We start from the raw sequence: 20,907 nt of genomic DNA, 5'->3' as shown, positions 1-20,907 counted from the left end.
CTAGCCCGGGCGGGGCATGCGGGTTTTCGCACACCGGCGTTAGGGGGTGAGGGGGAGTGCCCCGCCCACCTGCGTCGCGCCCACCTGCACCGCGCCCACCTGCACCGAGGCATCCTGCGCGCCAAGGGCGAGGCGCAGTTGCGCGAGGAGCTCAGCACGGGTGGTGGCGCCGAGGCGATGACGGATGCGGGCGATGTGGTGCTCTGCGGTGCGCGGTGAGATGAACACGGCCTCGCCGATTTCACGGTAGGTCTTGCCGTCGAGCACGAGTTTGGCGATCTCCTGCTCGCGGGCGCTCAGGCCGGACTCGCCTCTGGCGGAACCTGAGGTGGCGCGGGGCGACGCGGTGGTCTCGCTCTTCCCGCCCTGATCGTCGACGGAAGCGGCAGCACTCGGGTGCAGTTCGCGTGCGCAGGCGAGGAGCCTCGCCATGTCTTTGCGCTCCTCGGCGCGCGCGGCACCGTGCCCGGCGAGGCGCGCTCCGTCCCAGGTTCGTCCTGCTGCCGCCAGCCCCCTGGCAGCACTCTCCACGAGGGCGACGTCAACCTCTCCGGCGAGCACCAGAACCCAGGCCCGGCCTGCCAGCGACAGAACCGCGGCCAGGTTGTTGCGCTTCGACTCGCGCACGAGGGCGGCAGCGGGAGGAGCGAGGGCTGCGGGCTGCTCCGTGAGGATGGCGACCTGCACCGCAGACCAGTGCAGGGAGACCGACCAGAGCGGTGGCTTTCCGAGTCTCTCCAGCAGCTTCCAGGCGTCGGCGAGATGCGACTCGACCCTGGCTGACTCGCGAAGGCGACCCGCCGCCACCACCAGTTCCTCAAGCGGCAGCAGGCTGTAGAGGTCCACTGGAACGTGCAGGATGGCCTCGCACGCCCGCTTCCAGGTTCGCACCAGGGCGAGGGCGTCATCCGTTCGGCGCGCCAGGCCCACCTCCAGGGCCCGCAGGAGCAGTTCGTCGCGGGGCGTGAGTTCCACGCCGCACGCGGTGGCCTCACTCACCGCGACGCCGGCACGCTCGAGTCGGTCGCCGTACATGTCGATCCAGGCCCGAAACAGCAGGAGCCTGGGCCTGGCGACCGGTCCGCACTGGTCACCGGCGAGCGCGGCATCAATCACCGATTCTGCGACGCCGAGCTCTCCGCTGTGGAGGGCGACCGTCGCCGCGAGAACCGCGGGAATTTCAGGAAACTGCATGGTGGTTCCGGATGCCGTGCACAGGTCAGAGGCACGAACCAGCCTGGAGAGTGCCTGGCCGGGAGCACCACCGATCGATTCTCGGACGCCCTCCCCCATCAGCACCTTCGCCGCCGCGAGAAGGGTGGGTGACCCGCTGGGAACAGGGGCCGAGAGCATGGCATCTGCACCCGCGCGATCTCCGATTCCGATCATCGCAACAGCGGCCGGTGCGGCGGCGGAACCGATGCGCTCAGCGCCGAGCCAGCGGTACAGCTCAGCGCTGCGCTCGAGCATCCCGCGCTGCGCCCAGACGGCGGCAGCGACATCCACACCGCGAACCAGATCCGGGGCATTCTCCAGCGCGAGCAACACGTCGGTGATGCGCCCAGCGCCGTCGATGTCGCCGGTGGCCGACGCGACCTGGGCGCGCCTGGCTGCCGTGGACGATCGGTCGAGCCCGGCTGCTGTCGCCTCGTCGTAACGGAGGGCGGCAATCTCCGGTTCGGAGTTCAATGCGGTGTCTCCCGCGAGCTCGAGGTTGCGGGCAAGTCGCGGATCCTTCACGCCGGCCCTCGCCAGGATGGTGGCGGCATCGTCGAGCGAGCGACCGCCCGTCGTGAAGTGGTCGATGAGTTCTCGCTGGAGGGAACGCAGTCGGTAGACCGGCGTCGTATCGAGGATCGCCTGACTCACCTGTGGGACGAGGGTGCCGTCGTTCAAGAGCAGTCCGGCGGAATGGGCGCGCTCGATGAGGCTGTCGATGTCTTCGTCAGCGTGCGCGAGGGAGGCCGGCAACGGTGCGGTCAGGTCAAAACCGGCCGCGACGGCGAGCAACAGCGAGTGCAGTCCGTCGTCGACCAGCTGGGGATCGAATCCGGGCAGGCCGAACTCAGCGCCCACGAACTCAGCGCTCCCGAACTTAGCGCGCTCGAACTCAGCGCCCCTGGACTCAGGACGCGCCGGTTGGATCCCCCTCAATACCACGGGCGATCACACAGCCGCTCCCGGTTCCTGGGCAGGCATGGCCGGTTCTTCTACTGGCGCAGGTGCCGGCTCGGGTGCCGGAACTACTGTGGGTTCGGGTGTCGGTTCGGGTGTCGGTTCAGGCGTCGGTTCAGGCGCCGGTTCAGGCGTCGGCTCTGGCGTCGGTTCGGGCGTGGGCTCCGGGGTGGGTTCCGGCTCGGGCGTCGGGTCAGGACTCGGGCTCGGGTCAGGACTCGGGCTCGGGCTCGGGCTCGGGTCAGGGTTCGACGGCGGATTGGTTGCCGGGCCCTGCTCGGCCGGCTTCGTTCCCGGCGGGGTGCTGTTCGATGCCGGCGGCGATGAATCCTTGTCGCCGGACTTGTCGCTGCCGTTGTCGCTCTTCTTCGAGTCGGGCGGCGTGGAATACGGGCTCGGTTCCGGCTCGGTCGGCTGCATCACCGGAACGGCAGTCGGCGCCTCGCCCGCTGCCGTCACCTGAGCCGATTGCCCGCGAGGATTGGGCTCGTTCGCCTGGGCTTGACTGGCCACCGGAGACATGTTCGAGGACGTCTGAGAAATCGTTCCGGTCAGAACCATGAGCACCGCCACAACGGCGGCTGCCGCGGTCAGGCGAACTCCAGAGCGCGCGTCGACGAAATTGGCTACAGCGACAGGGCGCTGGAAGGGGATGACCGTCGCTCCGTAACGACGTCGGGGTGGAGGGGTGGTTCCGTCGCCGACGCCCTCCGCCGGTTCACGCTCACCGTCGGCGTCCTCTTCGCCTGGCGCGGCATCCGTCACCTGGGTCAGAGCGGCAGCAGCGGCGAACGCGGCACCGAGCGAGATCGCCGCCTTCGGGTCGGCGTCGATCGCGATCGGGCGGTCGAATTCCTGCGACAGCAGTTGCGCGACCAGGGGGATGCGGGAGGAGCCGCCAATCAACAGGATGGCGTCGAGGTCGTCTGCGTGCAGGTGCGCCGCCTTGAGCGCATGCTTCAGCGACTTGATGGTGGAACGCACCGACCCGTCGATCAAGCCTTCGAGCTCCGAACGCACCAGTCGCACCTGGCTCTGTGCGCCGGGCAGCAGCACCGGAATGGACGATTCGGAGTCGAACGAGAGTGCCTCTTTCGCCTCTGTGCACTCCCGACGCACCCTGGAGAGCGCGACGAGCACCGCGGGGTCTGTGGTATCGAGCTTCTCGAAGACATCAGCGACGCTGGCCGTGACGTGCGAGAACACCGCTTGGTCGAAGTCGGCACCACCGAGCCGTTCGATGCCCTCCGGACGGCCGAGCACAACAAAGGTGTCTGCCTCGGCCTTCTTCATAATGGCGATGTCGAACGTTCCGCCGCCGAGGTCGTAGACGGCGATGGTACTGCCGGTCTCCACGCGCTCTTGCGCTGCGTAGTGCAGCACGGCGGCCTCCGGCTCGCTCAGCAGGGTCACGTCGGCCAGCCCGACGCCGGCGAGAGCCACTCTCACTAGGCCGGTCTTGTACTCGCCCCAGTTCGCCGGGTGCGAGACAGTGATCGCCGCAGGGGGCGCGCCCTCCCGCTCCTCTGCGCGGTCGACGACCCAGCGCACCATGATGGCGAAGATGTCTTCGGGGGCGACGGTGAGATCACCGACAACGATCGGCACGGTGTCGCCGACCCTGCGCTTGAACTCCCGCACCACACGGTCTGGAGTGGTCGAACCTCGTCGTTCGGCCGCCTCGCCGACGAGTACCACTCCGTCTTCGCCGAGGAAGATCACCGAGGGCACCGAACCGCCGCGCACCCCGAGCCCTAAGGTTTGTGGCGCGGGCAGGCCATCCTCCCCGGCGCGCACAATGGCGGCGGCTGTGAAGCTCGTTCCAACATCAACCCCGAGGACGTAGTCCATGATTCACCTAAATGAGTAATCATCAATATGCCGTCAATCGCTGCAAACGATACGCTGAACGCAGGGTCGAGGGTGAGGATAGACAGGGAGTTTGCCCCAGCAGTGGGGGTGATCGCCCACGGCTGCCAAGGCGGTCGCGCTCTGGCAGCTCCCTGCGCGTGCACGTGTTACACCACCATGCGGGGGCTGTGCACCCGGCGGAGTAAGGTAATTCTGGGTCAGCAACACCCCCGCCAGAACTCGGCACGATGCCCGCAAAGGAGCGACACCACAACAATGAACGTGCAGATCGACCACCTTCTCAACGAATCCAGGCGATTTGCGCCATCCGCCGAATTCCAGGCCGCATCCGCCGCCTCAGGGCAGCTCTATACGGATGCCGCGGCTGACCGCCTCGGCTTCTGGGCCGATCAGGCCCGCGACCTCCTGCACTGGGAGACCCCGTTCACCCGCACGCTCGACTGGTCGAATCCGCCGTTCGCGAAGTGGTTCGACGACGGCCGTCTCAACGTCGCATACAACTGCCTCGACCGGCACGTCGAGGCCGGCAACGGCGACCGCGTCGCCATCCACTGGGAAGGCGAGCCAGGCGACTCCCGCGCCATTACATACGCCGAACTCACCGCAGAAGTGAAGCGGGCGGCGAACGTGCTCCTGAAGCTCGGCGTGAAAGCCGGCGACCGGGTGGCCATCTACCTGCCGATGATCCCGGAAGCCGTGGTGGCGATGCTCGCCGTCGCGCGCATCGGCGCTGTGCACTCCGTCGTCTTCGGCGGTTTCAGTGCCGAAAGCCTGCGCTCGCGCATCGATGACGCGAACGCGGCGCTCGTGATCACGGCAGACGGCGGATTCCGCAAAGGCAAGCCCTCTGCGCTGAAGCCCGCTGTCGATGATGCCCTCGCGAGCGGCGACTCATCCGTCACCAACGTGCTCGTGGTCAAGCGCACCGGCCAGGACGTTCAGTGGAACGAGCGCGACCTGTGGTGGCACGACGAAATGGCGTCGGTCGACGCCGAGCATGTTGCAGAGGCCTTCGGTGCGGAAAACCCACTGTTCATCCTCTATACCTCCGGCACCACCGGAAAGCCGAAGGGTATTCTGCACACCAGCGGCGGCTACCTCACGCAGTGCGCGTTCACGCACAAGTATGTGTTCGACCTGAAACCGGAGACGGATGTCTTCTGGTGCACCGCCGACGTCGGCTGGGTCACCGGCCACAGCTACGTGGTCTACGGGCCCCTGGCCAACGGCGCAACGCAGGTGCTGTTCGAGGGCACGCCAGATTCCCCGCACCCCGGCCGCTGGTGGGAGCTCATCGAGAAGTACAAGGTGTCGATCCTCTACACCGCGCCGACGGCGATCCGTACCTTCATGAAGCTCGGAAGGCAGATTCCGCAGGAGTTCGACCTGTCGAGCCTGCGCCTGCTCGGGTCGGTCGGCGAGCCGATCAATCCAGAGGCGTGGATGTGGTACCGCGAGGTCATCGGCGGCAACCTGACTCCTGTCGTCGACACCTGGTGGCAGACCGAGACCGGCGCGATCATGGTGTCGGCGTTGCCCGGCATCACCGAGACGAAGCCAGGGGCCGCACAGGTGGCGATCCCCGGCATCAATATCGACGTGCTGGACGACGACGGCAAGCCGGTCGGCGAGGGCAACGGCGGGCTCCTCGTGGTGACCGAGCCGTGGCCGGCCATGCTGCGCGGAATCTGGGGCGACCCTGAGCGCTTCAAGGAGACCTACTGGGACAAGTTCGGCGACAAGTATTTTGCCGGCGATGGCGCTCGTCTCGACGAAGACGGCGATATCTGGCTGCTCGGACGCGTCGACGATGTGATGAATGTCTCTGGTCACCGTCTCTCGACGGCAGAGATCGAGTCGTCGCTGGTGGCGCATCCGTTGACGGCGGAAGCCGCAGTGGTCGGAGCGGCAGACGAGACCACCGGGCAAGCCGTTGTCGCGTTCGTGATCATCAAGGCGAGCCAGACGGAGGCCGCATCTGCGGGCGACGTCGCCGAACTGTTGCGGGCGCACGTGGCCCAGCAGATCGGCGCGATCGCCAGGCCCAGGCAGATCTTCGTGGTGAACGAGCTGCCGAAGACGCGCTCGGGCAAGATCATGCGGCGCCTGCTGCGCGATGTTGCGGAGGGACGTGAGGTCGGCGACACCACAACACTGGCCGACACCTCCGTCATGCAGATCATCACCGACAAGCTGAGGTAGCGCGCCGTTCGACGGCTCCCGCTCCCGCGACGCCCCACGCTGAGGGCCAACAACGGTGGCTAACTCAGGAGAATCCGGAATGCGGCACTCGCCGGCCCCGTCACCACGCGGCACACCCTCTGCCGCGCGCGAGATCTCCTGAATTATCCACCGGGCGCGGCACGCAGGCACGCAGGCACGCGAGCACGCGAGCACGCAGGCAACGTTCACCCGACGTGCCTACGGTGGGGGCCATGACACGGGTCACAGCGGCGGGGCGACTTGTGGCCCTGGACGCGCTGCGCGGCCTCGCGGCTGCCGTCGTGCTCGTGCACCACATCGCGATGACTGTGCCGGCCATCGCGAACGCCTATGAATCCAGCGACGACGTCGCGTTCGGCTCCGCCGTTTGGTGGGCGACCCTCTCTCCCCTCAAGCTGCTCCTTGCCGGTCCGGAATTCGTGCTCGTCTTCTTCGTGCTGAGCGGATTCGTCCTGGTGCGATCCCCGCTCGCGGCCCGCGGCTACGACTGGATCGCGTATTACCCGCGCCGCGTCATCCGTCTCGGTGTGCCGGTTGCCGCGTCGATCGGGCTGGCCGCAGCCTGGATCGTGCTGATTCCGAACTATGGCGGCGACTCCGGCAGTGCCTGGCTCGCGCGCCAGGGCGATCGACCAGACCTCAGTCTCGGCAACCTGCTCGCCGAGGCCAGCATCATCGGCGACCACACCCGTCCAGATGTGAACCCGCCGCTCTGGTCGCTGACCTGGGAAATGTGGTTCTCGCTCCTGCTGCCCGTTGCGGTCCTGATCGCAGCGCTCACCCGGCGCCCACAACTCGCATCCCGGCCCGTGCTCCGCGTCATGCTCTGGGCGCTCGCCCTCTGCGCCCTCTGCTCGTTCGGCTACCTCGCCGACGTGCGGCCGCTGATGTACTTGCCGACTTTCGCGCTGGGTGCCCTGCTCGCCGCCAACTATGAGGTGCTCCGCGAGCGTGCAGCGCGCCTCGCCGCCGGGCCATGGGGCACGGCCGCCTGGATCGGCATCACCGCTCTCGGGCCGCTCCTTCTTATTGCCTATTGGTTGCTGCGGCCATTCACCGACGGACCATGGAGCGACCTGACCCTCTCGCTGCGTGTGCCCGGCGCGTTCCTCATCGTCGCCGCGGTCGCGCTCTGGACGCCGCTGCAGCATCCGCTCACCAGTCGACCACTGCTCTGGCTGGGGTCGATCAGCTTCAGCCTGTACCTCGTGCATTTTCCGGTGGTCGTGGCACTCGGCGGCATCTTCGGGCCAGACAGTTTCGGCCCTGTCAACTTCGGCCGCGCTTACTGGTGGGCTGGCGCTGTCGCGACCGTGGCCGTCAGCCTGCTGCTGGCGCACGTGATGACGGCGTGGGTCGAGCATCCAGCGCAGAAGCTTGCGACGCACACGGGCGCCTGGTTCGGCGCGCGCTTCTCCCCCTCATCCCGTACAACGACCGCTACCGCAAAGACCGCGACCGTTCGACGGAGATTTTCACGCGGCCAAACCGAGCCCGATACCGCCGATTGAGCAAGAATCTCCGTCGAATGGTTTCAGCGGTGCGGGCTGAGAGCAGAGAAAATGCGCGACTACGCGAAGGAGACGACGATCTCCACCTCGACGGGCGAGTCGAGCGGCAGCACGGCAACGCCGACCGCCGACCTGGCGTGCGCCCCGATATCACCGAAGACCTCGCCGAGCACCTCGCTCGCACCGTTGATCACTCCAGGCTGCCCGTTGAATGACGGGTCGGATGCGACGAAGCCGGTGACCTTGACGACCTGCGTGACGCGATCCAACGATCCGATCACGGACTTCACAGCCGCGAGGGCGTTCAGTGCGCACTGCCTGGCGTGGCCGTGGGCATCCGCCGCCGACACCAACCCGGCACCGTCGCCGACCTTGCCTGCCTGCGGAAGCGAACCATTCACCATCGGCAGCTGGCCGGAAGTGAACACCAGGTCGCCAGACACGATGGCCGGTACATAAACGGCAACGGGCGGAACCACCTCGGGAAGTTCGAGGCCCAGTTCAGCCAGGCGTGCGTCGATCAGCGACATTAAGCGGCTCCTTCGGAATCGGTTGCGGAATCGGTTGCGGAATCGGTTGCGGAATCGGTTGCGGAAGCAGTTGCGGCGTCAGGCTCGACGGCAACCGGCCTCTTGAGGTACGCAACGAGCCCGCCTTCCGGCCCGGTGACGACTTGCACCAGCTCCCAGCCCTCTGCTCCCCAGTTGTTCAGGATCGCCGAAGTATTGTGGATGATCAGGGGCGTGGTGAGGTACTCCCAGGCAGGCATAAGGCTCCCATTCAGGCGGTTTTTCAGTTTTCTCGCGTACTCTCCATTCTATGTCCGCCAAAAATCGAACGGTAAGCGGAGCCCTCGGCGGCTTCCTCGGCTTTGTCGGGATGAGTGCCGTCGCCGGCGTGCTCGTCACCGCCGCCGTCACACCTGCGCTGGCCGTCAGCGGCATGGCCGCGACGAACACCATCAACGTCTTCGAGAACCTCCCCGACTACCTCGCGATCGACCAGCTCTCCCAGAAGAGCAACATCTACGCGACGGCTAGCGACGGAAGTCCGGTTCTTCTCGCCTCGTTCTACGACCAGAACCGGGTCGAGGTCGGCTGGGAGCAGATCAGCCAGTACGCGAAGGATGCCGCGGTCGCCGGTGAAGATCCCCGCTTCTACGAGCACGGAGGCGTCGACCTCGAGGGAACCGTCAAGGGCGCCGTGCAGACCGTTGCCAGCGGCAACACCCGCGGTGGCTCGTCGATCACCCAGCAGTACGTGAAGAACGTGCAGGTGCAGAAGTGCGAGCTCATCACGAAGGATGAGGAGAAGCACGACTCGTGTTACGAAGAAGCGACCGAGACCACGCCTGATCGCAAGCTCAAGGAGATGCGGCTGGCAATCGGCGTCGAGAAGAAGTACAACAAGGACGAAATCCTCCGCGGGTACCTGAACATCACCGGCTACGGCGGCACCGTCTACGGAATCGAAGCCGCCGCCAACTACTACTACAACGGCACCACCGCCGCGAATCTGACGCTTCCGCAGGCTGCCAGCCTCATCGCCATCGTGAACAATCCGGTCAAGTTCCAGCTCGACAAGCCCGACAGCGAAACCAATGGCGCCGCCAACGGGTACGCAGCCAACAAGGAACGCCGCGACTACATCCTCGGTGAGATGGTCAAGTACAAGAAGATCACCCAGGAGGAGTACGACGCGGCCATCGCCGCGCCGATCGAACCCGTCATTCTTCCGCCGAGTACCGGTTGCGCCACTGCGCTCGACAACGCGTTCTTCTGCGACTACGTCACCCACATCCTCCAGAACGACGAGACGTTCGGCCCGGACGAAGACACGCGGATGACCAACTTCCGCCGCGGCGGGTTCGACGTGTACACCACACTCGACCTCGACCTGCAGGGCGCTGCCGTGACCACCATGAACGAGAACGTCCCGAAGGTACTCGACTTTTGGGATGTCGCCAGTGTGATCTCCAGCGTGCAGGTCGGCACCGGACGCGTTCTGGCGATGACCCAGAACAAGGATTACAGCCAGGACCCTGAAGTTCAGGCCACTGGCGCGAATGTCACCAGCATCAACTACAACACCGACTTCGACGAGGGAAATTCGGGCGGCTTCCAACCGGGATCGACCTACAAGGTCTTCACCCTGGCCGAGTGGCTGAACGAGGGCCATGCCCTCAACGAGCGCGTCGACTCCCGTCGCAAGTCGAACTGGGGCACTTTCGAGGACACGTGCCTGGGGCCGCAGACCTACCCGAACTGGAACCCCAAGAACGACGCGAACGAACCGGGCTCCAACTACAGTGCCCTCGAGTCGACCGTCGGCTCGATCAACACCGGCTTCGTCGGTATGGCGAAGGAGATCGACCTCTGCGGCATTCGCAAGACCGCCGAGAACTTCGGTGTGCACCGCGCAGACGGCGACCCATTGCTGCAGAGCGCGTCGACCATCCTCGGCACAAACGAGATCGCACCGCTGACCATGGCGGCCGCCTTCGCGGGAATCGCCAACGGCGGCACCACCTGCACTCCGGTTGCCATCGACAAGATCATCGGGCCTGACGGCACTGAGCAGCCGGTTCCGGCGTCGAAGTGCACACAGTCCGTGACACCCGAGGTGGCGGCCGGCATGACCTACGCCATGCAGCGGGTAATGTCGGGCGGCACGGGCTCGTCGTCGAACAGCCGCACCGACCCGCGGGTGCCGATGATCGGCAAGACCGGTACCACCGACGACAACATGGATACCTGGATGACCGGCTCAAGTTCCAAGGTCGCCACCGTGGCCGGCGTCATGACGCTGCGCGGCGGACCCAACGGAGTCGCCAACCAGCGCGACATCGAATTCGACAGCGGTGAAGCCGCGACCGCCCGTCACCGCATGTGGCCAGCCGTCATGTCGGTCGCGAACGCCAAGTACGGCGGAGACGAGTTCGCCGAGGCATCCTCCGACGTGATCCAGGCCGTTCAGGTTCCGGTTCCCGACCTGCGTGGCCAGTCGATGGCCGACGCGCAGGCCACCCTCGAAGACGCCGGATTCGAGTTCGCCGACGGCGGGCCGATCGACTCCGAACTGCCGGTTGGCACGGTTGCCGGCAGCGACCCGGCCGGCGGCACCAGCGCCGGTAAGGGCTCCACCGTCACCGTCTACTCGAGCAACGGGGCGGTGAAGGCGCTTCCGAATGTCGTCGGCATGACCGAGGTCGAGGCCCGTGCGGCCCTAGCCGGATACGACGTGAAGAAGAAGGACGACGATTCCAAGAACCCCGGCGACAAGGGCAGGGTCATCAGCATGGAGCCTGGCGCGGGTTCCGCCGTCAAGCCGGGAGGCCAGGTCACGCTGGTCATCGGCAAGTAGACGGCGCCAACGGATGACGCCACAAAGCGTTGGAGGTAAGGCCCTTGCCGCGGCGGCCACTGTGGCCGGCGCGGCGGGGCTTGCCGCGTTCGCCTGGGGTTCGCTCGTGGAGCGCCACCGGTTCACGCTGAGGGAGGCGACCGTTCCGGTGCTGGCGCACGGGGCAGACCCGATTCGAGTACTACACCTCTCCGACCTGCACATGGCGCCCTGGCAGCAGGCCAAGCAGGACTGGGTGCGCTCGCTCGCCGACCTGCAGCCAGACCTCATCGTCGACACCGGCGACAATCTGGGTCACGAGGCCGGATACTCGGGAATCGAGTATGCCTTCGAGCGTTTCCGCGGCATCCCCGGCGTCTTCGTGAACGGGTCGAACGACTATTTCGGCCCGCAGCTGAAGAACCCGCTGAAGTATTTCGGCGGGCCGTCGCTCATCGAAACACAGCGGCCCAAGAAGCTCGACATCACGCGGCTGCACGCGATCTTCGACGATCTGGGCTGGAGCAGCCTGAACAATGCCGCCGAGTCGCTTGACCTGAACGGCACCCACCTCGAGTTGTTCGGCGTCGACGACCCGCACATCGGACTCGACCGGCCTGAGGTCATCACGGGCGCGATTGATGAGCTGCGTGCGAATGATCCGTTGTCGGAAGAGACCTGGCCAGACCCTGTGGTGTCTGCGACCAAACGGTCAACCCTCACGATCGGGGTGGCCCACGCGCCGTACCAGCGGGTGCTGAGATCGTTCGTGAACCACGGCGCGCAACTCATTCTCGCGGGGCACACGCACGGCGGGCAGGTGTGCGTGCCGGGCTTCGGCGCCCTGGTGACCAACTGCGACATCCCGCGGAAGCAGGTCAAGGGGCTGAGCCTGTGGAACGTAGGGCTGCGCACGGCGTACCTCAATGTCTCTGCCGGGCTCGGCACGTCGATCTATGCGCCGGTGCGGTTTGCCTGCCCGCCAGAGGCGACACTGCTGACGCTGACCGCCGGCTAGGCTGCTGCCCGGCCAGCCGCGGTCACGGATGCCGGATATCGCTCGCAGCGAGTGGGGGGCTTCGGCGGTCGAGGCATCGCATTCTGGGCGTTATACTTGTCGAGGCCCACGGGCCATCGGGGTATGGCGCAGCTTGGTAGCGCGCGTCGTTCGGGACGACGAGGTCGCAGGTTCAAATCCTGTTACCCCGACCAGCACACCAGCACACAGAACCCCCACTCCACGCGGAGTGGGGGTTCTGTCGTCCCACCCGCGATTGTGCCCTTGACCAGCCGTACGTGGCATGCAGGTCCGCGCTGCACTGCGCGACCACCCCTCTTCGGGGCACTCGTCGCGAGATTGCTGGCGCACGACCGAGGGCGCTCGCTACGGTGAAAACATGTCTTCAACGCAACGCGTCCGTAAGCCGCCGCGCCAAAAAAGGCTCCTGCACATCGTTGACGACCGAGGCGAGGGCAGCGCGATCATCCTCATTCACGGCATCGCCTCCTCGTCGCTCACGTTCACCCATCTCCTGCCGTTGCTGGCCGGCCATCACCGGGTGATCACGATCGACCTGCTCGGCTTCGGTCAGTCGGCAGACGGCGTGAGCTACACGATCGACGAGCACGTTGCCTGGCTGGAAAACACCATTCGCTCCCTCCACCTCCTGGAGCCGGCCACGATCATCGGTCACTCGCTCGGCGGCTTGCTGATGGCCCGCTACGCACGCCGCAACCCGCGGCGCGTCGACCGGCTCATCATGGTGAACCCGCCCATCATCCTCGACGCCGACGACATCGGCGATCGCCGCGAACGGATGGCCGTGCAGGCGTTCGTGAGAACGTACCAGTACCTGCGACACAACAAGGCCTTCACGCTGCGCAACTTCGGGATGGTCGCCAGGCTCCTGCCGATCAAGGGGTCGCTCGTTGTCAGCGAAGAGGACTGGGAGCCGTTCATCGGCACCATGCAGCACTGCATCGAATCGCAGACCACCATCAACGACATCGGAGCGGTGAACAGCCCGGTCGACATTGTCTACTCGTCCACCGATGCCCTGGTCGTGGCCAGCGGGCTGCGTCTGGTGAGACGTTTTCGGCACGTGGAGACCCATCGACTGACGGGCGGCGACCACCTCATCGGAAAGCGCCTCGCACGCCTGGTCGCGACGGTCGTCGACGCGGGCTAGCCGAGTCTCCGAGCGCCGCGGCTACCGCGCTGCATCTTCGAGTTGGGCTGGTTCATCGTCCTCCGCCGGTGTCGCCCTCCGCAGGATGAGCCAGGCCACGAGAGCCATCACGGCGTAGCCGATCAGCACCAGCAGCCACACCCCGAGGTCGCCGACCTCAGCGCCGGTCAGTTCGCCCGGCAGCACCAGCAGCGCAAACAGCGTACCGATGACGAGGAACATCATCACCCAGAGCCGCTTCGAATGGCCGAACAGCTCCTTGCCGTCGAGGAACCCGATCGGCAGCATGGCGACCATGACTGCGGTCAGGCCCTCCGCCGTGATGGCGACGAGCGTGTCCTGGGTCAGCGCGCTGAAAAATGTCGGCTCGGCCGCCCCCTGCATCAAGGCCGCCATCGAATAACCCAGCCACGCCGCCACCGAGATGCCCACGACAATGGCGAGCTGCACCACGACGGCGCGGATGCGCTGCCCTCGGCCGATCCTGTTGCCGATCTCCAGCCCGATCACGAGCCCGATCAGAAACCCGGGTGAGAAGTCGAGGAGCCGCGCCAGCACCACCCCGATGATGGCGAAGACAAGGGCGACCGGTTGCAGCGTGATCGAACTTTCGACCTGCCACCTGCGCCGGATGACGAGTGCACTGAGCGCCGACGCGATCCAGGTCACCACGAAGAGTGCAATCCCCAGGGACAGCACCAGCCGCACCGACGTGATGTCGAACCCGAAGTGGGGATCGGTGAACCCGAAAACGATCGCGGTGACAACGATCAGCAGCGCTGCCGGCAGCGCTGTGCCATGGAATCGGGAGGAGAGCCACTTCTCCCCGCGCACCGTGGCATCCTCCAATCGCGCGAAGCGCCTGCCGAGGCGACCGGTGCTTGCCGACAGGGTCGAATTGAGAATCTCGGTGGGAATGGCCACCAGAATGAGGATCGCCAGCGCCAGTCCACCCGCCGCTGCAATGCTGACTGGACTCAGGATGACATCGACGGCCGTCGGCACCGCCCCGGTCAGAGCGCTCGGTGCGCCGGGCTCGGTGCGGGGCAGGTTCTGGCCGGCGGATGTCGCGGCGCCGCCGACCGCGCCGGCCGCGTCTTCCTGCCCGCTCGCCGTGGTGCCCTCCTGCGCCGAGGCGGCCGGAGCTTTGGCCCCTGTGGGCTCCGTGCTCGAGGCGGAAGTCACGTGAATGGGCGCCTGTGCCTCAGACGCGACACCGCCCGGAGGCGTCAATACGCCGACGATATGGTGGCTACCCGGTTCGGCGGCGCCCGGAATCGTGGCGACATAGTTCAACGCTCCACCGGAGGCGACCGTCGCACTGCCCAGCGGCATCGGGGTGGAGTGAAGCTCGAAATTCACCGTGCTGCCTGGCGGCAGGCCCGATCCGCTGAGCACCACCCGGTCACCGGGCTGGAGCGGACCGGTCGCGTCGATTCCGAGTACCCAGCTGATCGCCTCTGGGGCCGCGATCACCTCCGGCGTGGGTCGCGGCGACGGCGCGGGTGGCGCGGGAACCGGCGGTGCCGGAACCTGTGGTGCCGGTGCAGCGTGCGTCGGGGTCGGGGTCGGGGTCGGCGTCGGGGTCGGCGTCGGGGTCGGCGTCGGCCCGGGCTCCTCGACCACCTCCAGCACCAGCGGCGCGCTCACCGGCGACCGGTGACCGAGAAGGCTCGTCTGCACGGCCTGAAAGCTGTACGTTCCGAGCGAGAGCGCCTGCGGCAGGGCGCACGACCACTCGCCCGCCACCGCGACAGTGGTCGTGCAGACATCCGTTCCGTCCATCGACAGCACGAGCGTTGCGTCGCCGAGGCCGCTGCCGCCGAGCGTCGACACGGTCTGGTCGTACACGGGGTCGGCGGGCGCCGTGATCACCGGGGGTGCCGGGGTCTCGGTGTCGACCCAGAACGTGCGGGGTGCGAGTTCGATTCCGTTGACGCTGTCGGCGGCGATGTAGTCGTGGAAGCCCTCGATCATGTTGTGGGCAGGGCAACTCCAGGTGCCGTCTGCGTTCACGCCCGACTGACAGTACAGGCCAGGATCACGCACGTTGCGAATCTCCACCCAGCTGCCCGGTTCGGCGGTTCCGGCGAAGTTGGCCACCGTGGTGCTGATGTGTTCGCCCTCGGTGGGCGCCGTGACAACGGGAATCGCGGCCGGCGTGTAGGTGATGAGAACGGATGCGCCGGGCGCGGACCGCGCGCCCGTGTCGTCGACAACCGTGGCCCGGAGCCAGTTCGCGCCGGGAGTGAGCGCACCGGCGATGGTGGTGCAGGTCCAGGTGCCTGCTGTGCCCGACCCATCCGTGCAGTATTCACTCCAGCTGAAGTCGTCGGTCGAGACCTCGACATCGAAGCGAGGAGAGACGGTATCCGGATCCACCGCGCTGAACGTTCCGCTGACGGGCTGATGTTGATTGTGTACGGTGCTGCCCGCAACCGGAGAGTCGATGGCCGGGGGTGTTGGCACCGCATAGGCGGCAACCGCGCCGAGCGAAGCCCCGCCGAGCGAGAGGGTTCCGAATGCGAGCGCGAGCAGGCCAAGGCCGACGCTGGCGCGGCGCAGTCGCATGGCTCCCCCTCGACCGTCCACGCTAGCGATGACGTGCTCCGGGTCGCCACCCCCTTTTCTCCCCCCGTTCGGGCGACGCGACGCGGTTCACGCCGCCCACGTGGCCGACCGCCTGTCGGCGCGAAGTTGCGGATTCACGACCCCGAGGGACCGTGGTGCGGCGTCAGCGCTCGTCGGAATGCGGAAGCCAGGTTTCCGGGGGCTCGATGCGGCCGGTCTCAGCCAGCCACTTCTGGCTTTGTGCTTTCAGCGCCTCCATCAGCGGAAAGATCTGCTCCGCCGGAATCCGCACACGGGCCGCGACACCGGCCCGCAGCATGGCGCTGGATTCGCCGGTTTTGTCATCGGTGACAGCCTGGGCCGGGCCCTTGACCGACAGGAAGTCCATCACGAAGGTCGCAGGCGTGTGCCAGACATTCGCGAAATCTGCGAACACGCCGACTTCCTGCGCGGGCGGCAGGTCGATCGTGAATTTCAGGGGCTGGTTGTGCTGATGTTCGTCCACAGTCACACGCTACTCGCGCCAACCGACATCCGTCACTCGAATGCCGCCATCGCGCACCCTTCTAGCTGGCGACGAAGCGCACGTCGACGGTCGCTGACATCTCGATGTCTTCCGGCTTGAACGACAGGGCTGGGCCGCTGCCGGCATCCGGAATCGACGCACTGCGCGCGTACGTCATCAGCTGCGGCGCACTTTCGCTGGATCCGCCGTCGCCGAGCATGCCGGGGTCGGCGACCGCGATCGCGCGCACCGGGCCGAGTCCCAGGCTCGCGCCGTAGACGGATGCTTTCGCCACGGCATCCTGCACCGCGCGAGTGCGCACTTCGTCGATGAGCTCCTTCTTGCGCGCGTCGGTGAGCGCCCAGACCACGCCGCTGATGGCGACGCCGTTGACCGCAGCGACCGATTCCGACCACTGGGCGAGGGCATCGAAGTCCTTGAATTTCACCCGGAAGGTGACGCGCGAGTGGTGCACGAGAGGCAGTTGTTTGCCATCGTTGTTCCACGGCTTCGCGCTCCACACCTGCACCTGGTCGCTCGACCACCAGGTCACGTGCCCGGCAACACCCTCGTGCAGGGCGGTGATCTGCGCGCGCACCGCGTCTGCCGCTGCGACGGTGGCAGTGAACGCGCTCTGTCGTTGTTCGGACTCGTGGTGCACAGACAGACTCACGGTCGCCCGTTCGGCCGGCTGGTAGTGCGAATACGTTCCCTGCACCGTGATCACGGTCTCATTCATGTCGTCCTCCAACGCTTACCGACACTTTACGGTGCGTGCAGGGCCGGCAGCCGTTGCCAAACTTCGCCCATGTTCGGCCCGGCCGACGGGTCAAGCGCTTCCCAAGGTGGCGATCGACTTCGCAATGCGGCGCTGGCGGGTCTCGGGCGTCTTCGCGCCCTCGATGGAGAGGGTGTGCTGCCGCTTCCCGCTGTATGAGAGCTTGTCGAATGCGGCCTGCGCCGCGGCATCCGTCGCCAACGCGGCAGCGAAGTCGGCCGGAACCTCAACCTCACGCGGTGCGGAATCGACCTCGATCGTGACGTCGATCTCCTCGTCGCCGACCAGACCGGCGGCCTCGCGATTCTCCACGCTCAGCGCGATCATATATTCGCCGCGATAGGGACCAACCGTGTTGCGATAGGTGTAGCCGTTCAGCGTCACGGCCACCGGCACGCGCTTGCCGGCGCCGAGGCCGAGAACGACCTCCTCGGGAACCGGGATGCCTGACACCTTGCCGGTCAGCTGCAGTGCTGTGCGAAACGTGGTCATGATCTCGGCACCGTGAAGAATTCGACGAGTTCGGGCGCGATCGCCTCGTCTGCGACCTGGTGAGTCTGGCCGGCCAGCGTCTTCCGCGTGGAACCCGGCACCGCATCGGCCACACCGCTCACGGCCCTGGCCATGTTCGGCTTCGCCTTGCTGCCGCCCATCACGAGCGTCGGCACGCCGACGTTCGCCAGCACATCCGCCGGAACGTCGAAGCTACCCAAGACCGCCGCGTCGTTCGGCAGCGTGTGCGCGACGCCCTTGAGCTGCTTCCAGATCTTGGGCATCAGGCGCATCATGATCGGCAGGAAGGCCGGACCTCCGACGATCTTCACCATGAAGTAGCCAACGGCTGCGCCACGCTTGTCAGTGGCGACCAGTTCGTTCAGATGGGCCAGGTAGTCGGGCTTGACGCCCTTCACCTCTTTCAGGCCGATATACGGGGCCTCGTAGACGGCCAGCTTCCGCATGGCGACACCGGATGCTGCGGCCTGCAACGCCAGGGCGGCTCCCGATGAGAAGCCGGTGATGTATGCGTTCCCGCCAGCCGCGTTGATCACCGCTGCCAAGTCTTCGTACTCGCGCTCTGGAGCGTACGGCTGGGTGTCACCACTCTCGCCGCGACCGCGCCGGTCGTAAAAGTAGACGGTGAAACGGTCGGCAAGGTGGTTCGCAAGACTGCGGCACGGCCCGAACCCGCGGTAACAGAGGGCGCCGTCAACGAGCACCAGGGCCGGTCCGGTGCCGACCTTCTCGTAGGCGATGGCCGTGCCGTCTGCGGAACGCGCGGTGTGGGTTTCGGTGCCGGCGGCATCCGTTGTGGGCTGGCTCATGCTTCTGCTCCCTCGAGGATCGTGTCGAGCTTCTGGAACGACTGGTTCCAGCCGTCTCGGGTCATGTCGCGCATCTCCGGCGCGAACGGCCCTTGGTGCAGCGTCAGCCGGGTCTTCTCGCCGTGGTCGTGGAACTGGATGCGTAGAATCTCGTTCTCGAGCAGGCCGGCGCCGGACTCGGCGCGCAGGGTCATTTCGAGGTATTCGTTCAGGACGAGCTTCGTGATGGTCGCCGTGATCGGGTACTCGCCTGCGTCGTCTTTCATGGTGAGGTTCCAGCTGCCGCCCTCGCGCGCCTCGATGGCGATCGAGTCTGGTGAAACGGTGATGCCCTCTGGGCCGAACCACTGGGCGAGGAGTTCTGGCTGGGTCCAGAACTTCCAGACCACGTCGACCGGGGCCGCAAAGCTGCGGGTGATGAAGACGTCGCGGTCGGTCACCTCTGGGATGCTGTTGCTACTCATTTTCGTTCTCCTTGTTGGTGTGTGCGTCGTGTTGGGGAGCGTCTTCTGCTGCGCTGTTCGCGGTGTTTTGGTAGGCCGCGAGGGCTTCGTCGAGGCGGTCGAAACTCACCTTCCAGAAGCGTCGATACTTCTCCATGTATTCGGTCGCCTCCTTCAGCGGCTCGGCTTCGAGATGACTGAACCGCGCAGTGGCCACGCGATTGCGCGAGATGAGGCCGGCGGACTCGAGTACCTTGAGGTGCTTCGAGATGGCCGGCTGGCTCATCGCGAAAGGCTCTGCAAGGTCTGCAACGTTGGCGTCGCCCTGCGTGAGGCGGTGCAGAATCGCACGTCTTGTCGGGTCGGCGAGTGCTGCGAAGACGGTGGTGAGCTGGTCTGCCATGTTCCATAACCCTTTCGTTCTAGAAGCGATTGGTTACAGATTACCGCGCTGACGACGGATGTCAACCCCGCGTCCCAGAATCCTGTCGCGTCACCTGCGTTCGAGCTCGCCGAACCGTGAATTAAGCACCTTCCCAGGGCCCGGGAAGGTGCTCAAGTCACGGTTCGGCGGGTGGTGGGAGGGGAGAGAGATGGGAGGAGAGGGAGAGGGCAGGGCCGCTTACGCGCGGCGGGTGAGAACGCCACGAACGAAGGATGCCTGCCCCGCGTGCTGCAGGTCGTCGGAGATCACGCTCACGAGCCGCACCGCGAGGGTGACGGGCGGGTTCCACGACATGTCGACGACCCGGTCGAGATCGCTCTCGCCGAGGGTGCCGAGGTAGTGCAGCGTCTGGTCGGCCACGGCGTCGTGGTACGCACCGAGGTCTTCGGCCGCGACGCCGCGCACCCCTCCGACATCCGTTGCCGACTGCCCGTAACCGGTGGCCGACGCCTCGAACGGGAGGGCGAATCGTTCGTGCCAACCACCGGTCGTCCAGACCTGGTCGGTGCCGGCGACATCGGCGACGTGGTCGTCTTGCACGCGGGTGAGGTGCCAGACGAGCCAGGCGATCGTGTTCGCTTCGGGGTCGATTCTGAAGGTCAACTGGTCGTCGTCGAGACCGGCGAGAGTTCGATGCACAACACCACGGATGCGTTCGATTGCGTCGGAGAGCAGTTCAGTACTTGTCGTCATCGTTCCACTCTCCCCCAGCCGTGGCGCGAGTGCCAGTGATACTTCTGCAGATGCCTATTCGGCCAGTTCGATCGGCTCAACGAGGGTCGGGTCGTCTTTGGCGACGCTGTCGTCGCGGGAACTGTTCACCCGTCGCGAGACCGGGTAGCTGGTGATGGTGGATGCCATGGTCAGCGACACCGAGTCGAGCATGCTGACCATGCTGTCGGTTTCGCCCAGCTTGGCGGGGCGCAGCCAGTCGGCGCGCACGTCGTCGGTCAGGAACACCGGCATCCGGTCATGGATCTCGCCAGACGCATCCGCTGCCTCGCGCGTGATTATCGTCATGCTGAGCGCCCACTCGCCGTCGTCGTCTTTCCGCACCTCGTAGAGGCCGGCCGCCGCCAGCACGGGCGTCTGGCCGTGAATGTAATACGGCTGCTTGCCGTCTGGCAGCGTCTGCCACTCGTAGTAGCCATTCATCGGCACGATGCAGCGGCGGGCCGCGAACGCGTTTCGGAACATGCCGTTCGTGGCGACGGACTCGAGCCTCGCGTTGATCGGGGCAGGCGACTTGCCCTTGCTCCAGGCCGGGCGGAGACCCCAGCTCACGGCGTCGAGGGTGCGCGTCACATCACCGTCGTGCTCGCGCTCCCGCACCACGAGCGTGGTCTCGGTGGGGGCGACGTTATAGCTGGGGCGCCAGTCACGAAAGTCGCCGCCCTCTGCGACGAATTCCTGGATGAGGTCGTCGGTCTTCTGGTCCATCGCGAATCGTCCGCACATGGTGTCAGGTTAGGCGTGCCGCGCGGCGGCGGCAACCGCTCCGGCGCACTTCCCCGACCACGCGAGTGCGGTC

General features: G+C 66.3%; 18 protein-coding genes and 1 tRNA gene. 6 read left to right on the top strand and 13 right to left on the bottom strand.

Annotated features, from left to right (window positions below; genetic code table 11):
* Positions 1-39: 39 nt before the first annotated feature.
* Together K323_RS25040 and K323_RS0108270 are read right to left on the bottom strand one after the other, a co-directional pair.
* Complete coding sequence (locus tag K323_RS25040; protein WP_022884814.1) at positions 40-2,076, bottom strand: helix-turn-helix transcriptional regulator; 2,037 nt, start codon at positions 2,074-2,076, stop codon at positions 40-42.
* A 90-nt stretch (positions 2,077-2,166) separates the two neighbouring features.
* Complete coding sequence (locus tag K323_RS0108270) at positions 2,167-4,026, bottom strand: Hsp70 family protein (RefSeq protein WP_022884813.1); 1,860 nt, start codon at positions 4,024-4,026, stop codon at positions 2,167-2,169.
* A gap of 276 nt (positions 4,027-4,302) precedes the next feature.
* Between K323_RS0108270 and acs the strand changes: the two genes are divergently transcribed.
* A complete protein-coding gene (acs, locus tag K323_RS0108265) occupies positions 4,303-6,249 on the top strand; it encodes an acetate--CoA ligase (protein ID WP_026851415.1) in 1,947 nt (648 codons plus the stop codon).
* Between the two features lie 233 nt (positions 6,250-6,482).
* Positions 6,483-7,781: an acyltransferase family protein gene (locus tag K323_RS25035; RefSeq protein WP_051147282.1), complete on the top strand. Its 1,299-nt coding sequence runs from the start codon at positions 6,483-6,485 to the stop codon at positions 7,779-7,781.
* 59 nt (positions 7,782-7,840) lie between these two features.
* On the opposite strand, the gene K323_RS0108255 is transcribed toward K323_RS25035, so the two are convergent.
* Both K323_RS0108255 and sp36 read right to left on the bottom strand, forming a co-directional pair.
* A complete protein-coding gene (locus K323_RS0108255) occupies positions 7,841-8,311 on the bottom strand; it encodes a RidA family protein (RefSeq protein ID WP_022884810.1) in 471 nt (156 codons plus the stop codon).
* Complete coding sequence (gene sp36, locus K323_RS25030; protein WP_022884809.1) at positions 8,311-8,550, bottom strand: Sp36 family protein; 240 nt, start codon at positions 8,548-8,550, stop codon at positions 8,311-8,313. Before sp36 ends, K323_RS0108255 begins: the two co-directional genes overlap by 1 nt.
* 50 nt (positions 8,551-8,600) lie before the next feature.
* Here sp36 and K323_RS25025 point away from each other — a divergent pair, with 50 nt between their 5' ends.
* From K323_RS25025 to K323_RS0108230, 4 genes are all read left to right on the top strand, one after another.
* Entirely contained in the window at positions 8,601-11,144 is a 2,544-nt protein-coding gene (locus K323_RS25025) for a transglycosylase domain-containing protein (protein ID WP_022884808.1), read from the top strand.
* A gap of 13 nt (positions 11,145-11,157) precedes the next feature.
* On the top strand, positions 11,158-12,141 hold the full coding sequence (locus K323_RS0108240; RefSeq protein WP_026851414.1) for a metallophosphoesterase: 984 nt from the start codon (positions 11,158-11,160) through the stop codon (positions 12,139-12,141).
* A 117-nt stretch (positions 12,142-12,258) separates the two neighbouring features.
* A tRNA-Pro gene (locus tag K323_RS0108235) sits at positions 12,259-12,335 on the top strand.
* Between the two features lie 185 nt (positions 12,336-12,520).
* Positions 12,521-13,312: an alpha/beta fold hydrolase gene (locus K323_RS0108230; protein ID WP_022884806.1), complete on the top strand. Its 792-nt coding sequence runs from the start codon at positions 12,521-12,523 to the stop codon at positions 13,310-13,312.
* Positions 13,313-13,333: 21 nt separating this feature from the next.
* On the opposite strand, the gene K323_RS29780 is transcribed toward K323_RS0108230, so the two are convergent.
* The 9 genes from K323_RS29780 to K323_RS0108185 form a co-directional block, all read right to left on the bottom strand.
* A complete protein-coding gene (locus K323_RS29780; protein WP_022884805.1) occupies positions 13,334-15,883 on the bottom strand; it encodes a hypothetical protein in 2,550 nt (849 codons plus the stop codon).
* A gap of 163 nt (positions 15,884-16,046) precedes the next feature.
* Entirely contained in the window at positions 16,047-16,388 is a 342-nt protein-coding gene (locus K323_RS25020; RefSeq protein WP_022884804.1) for a DUF3467 domain-containing protein, read from the bottom strand.
* Positions 16,389-16,449: 61 nt separating this feature from the next.
* A complete protein-coding gene (locus K323_RS0108215) occupies positions 16,450-17,127 on the bottom strand; it encodes an SIMPL domain-containing protein (RefSeq protein ID WP_022884803.1) in 678 nt (225 codons plus the stop codon).
* A 90-nt stretch (positions 17,128-17,217) separates the two neighbouring features.
* Positions 17,218-17,658: a YdeI/OmpD-associated family protein gene (locus K323_RS0108210; protein WP_022884802.1), complete on the bottom strand. Its 441-nt coding sequence runs from the start codon at positions 17,656-17,658 to the stop codon at positions 17,218-17,220.
* Positions 17,655-18,488, bottom strand: coding sequence for an alpha/beta fold hydrolase (locus K323_RS0108205; protein ID WP_022884801.1), 834 nt, complete (start codon positions 18,486-18,488; stop codon positions 17,655-17,657). Before K323_RS0108205 ends, K323_RS0108210 begins: the two co-directional genes overlap by 4 nt.
* Positions 18,485-18,952, bottom strand: coding sequence for an SRPBCC family protein (locus K323_RS0108200; protein ID WP_022884800.1), 468 nt, complete (start codon positions 18,950-18,952; stop codon positions 18,485-18,487). Before K323_RS0108200 ends, K323_RS0108205 begins: the two co-directional genes overlap by 4 nt.
* The gene (locus tag K323_RS25015) at positions 18,945-19,334 is read right to left on the bottom strand and encodes an ArsR/SmtB family transcription factor (RefSeq protein ID WP_022884799.1); all 390 of its coding nucleotides are present in this window, start codon (positions 19,332-19,334) and stop codon (positions 18,945-18,947) included. Before K323_RS25015 ends, K323_RS0108200 begins: the two co-directional genes overlap by 8 nt.
* A 219-nt stretch (positions 19,335-19,553) precedes the next feature.
* Positions 19,554-20,069: a mycothiol transferase gene (locus K323_RS0108190; RefSeq protein ID WP_022884798.1), complete on the bottom strand. Its 516-nt coding sequence runs from the start codon at positions 20,067-20,069 to the stop codon at positions 19,554-19,556.
* Positions 20,070-20,123: 54 nt separating this feature from the next.
* Entirely contained in the window at positions 20,124-20,834 is a 711-nt protein-coding gene (locus K323_RS0108185) for an SOS response-associated peptidase (protein ID WP_022884797.1), read from the bottom strand.
* Positions 20,835-20,907 lie beyond the last annotated feature (73 nt).

Origin of the sequence: Glaciibacter superstes DSM 21135 (assembly GCF_000421145.1) — a bacterium.
Lineage (GTDB): Bacteria > Actinomycetota > Actinomycetes > Actinomycetales > Microbacteriaceae > Cryobacterium > Cryobacterium superstes.
This window is presented reverse-complemented; position numbering and strand designations above follow the sequence as displayed.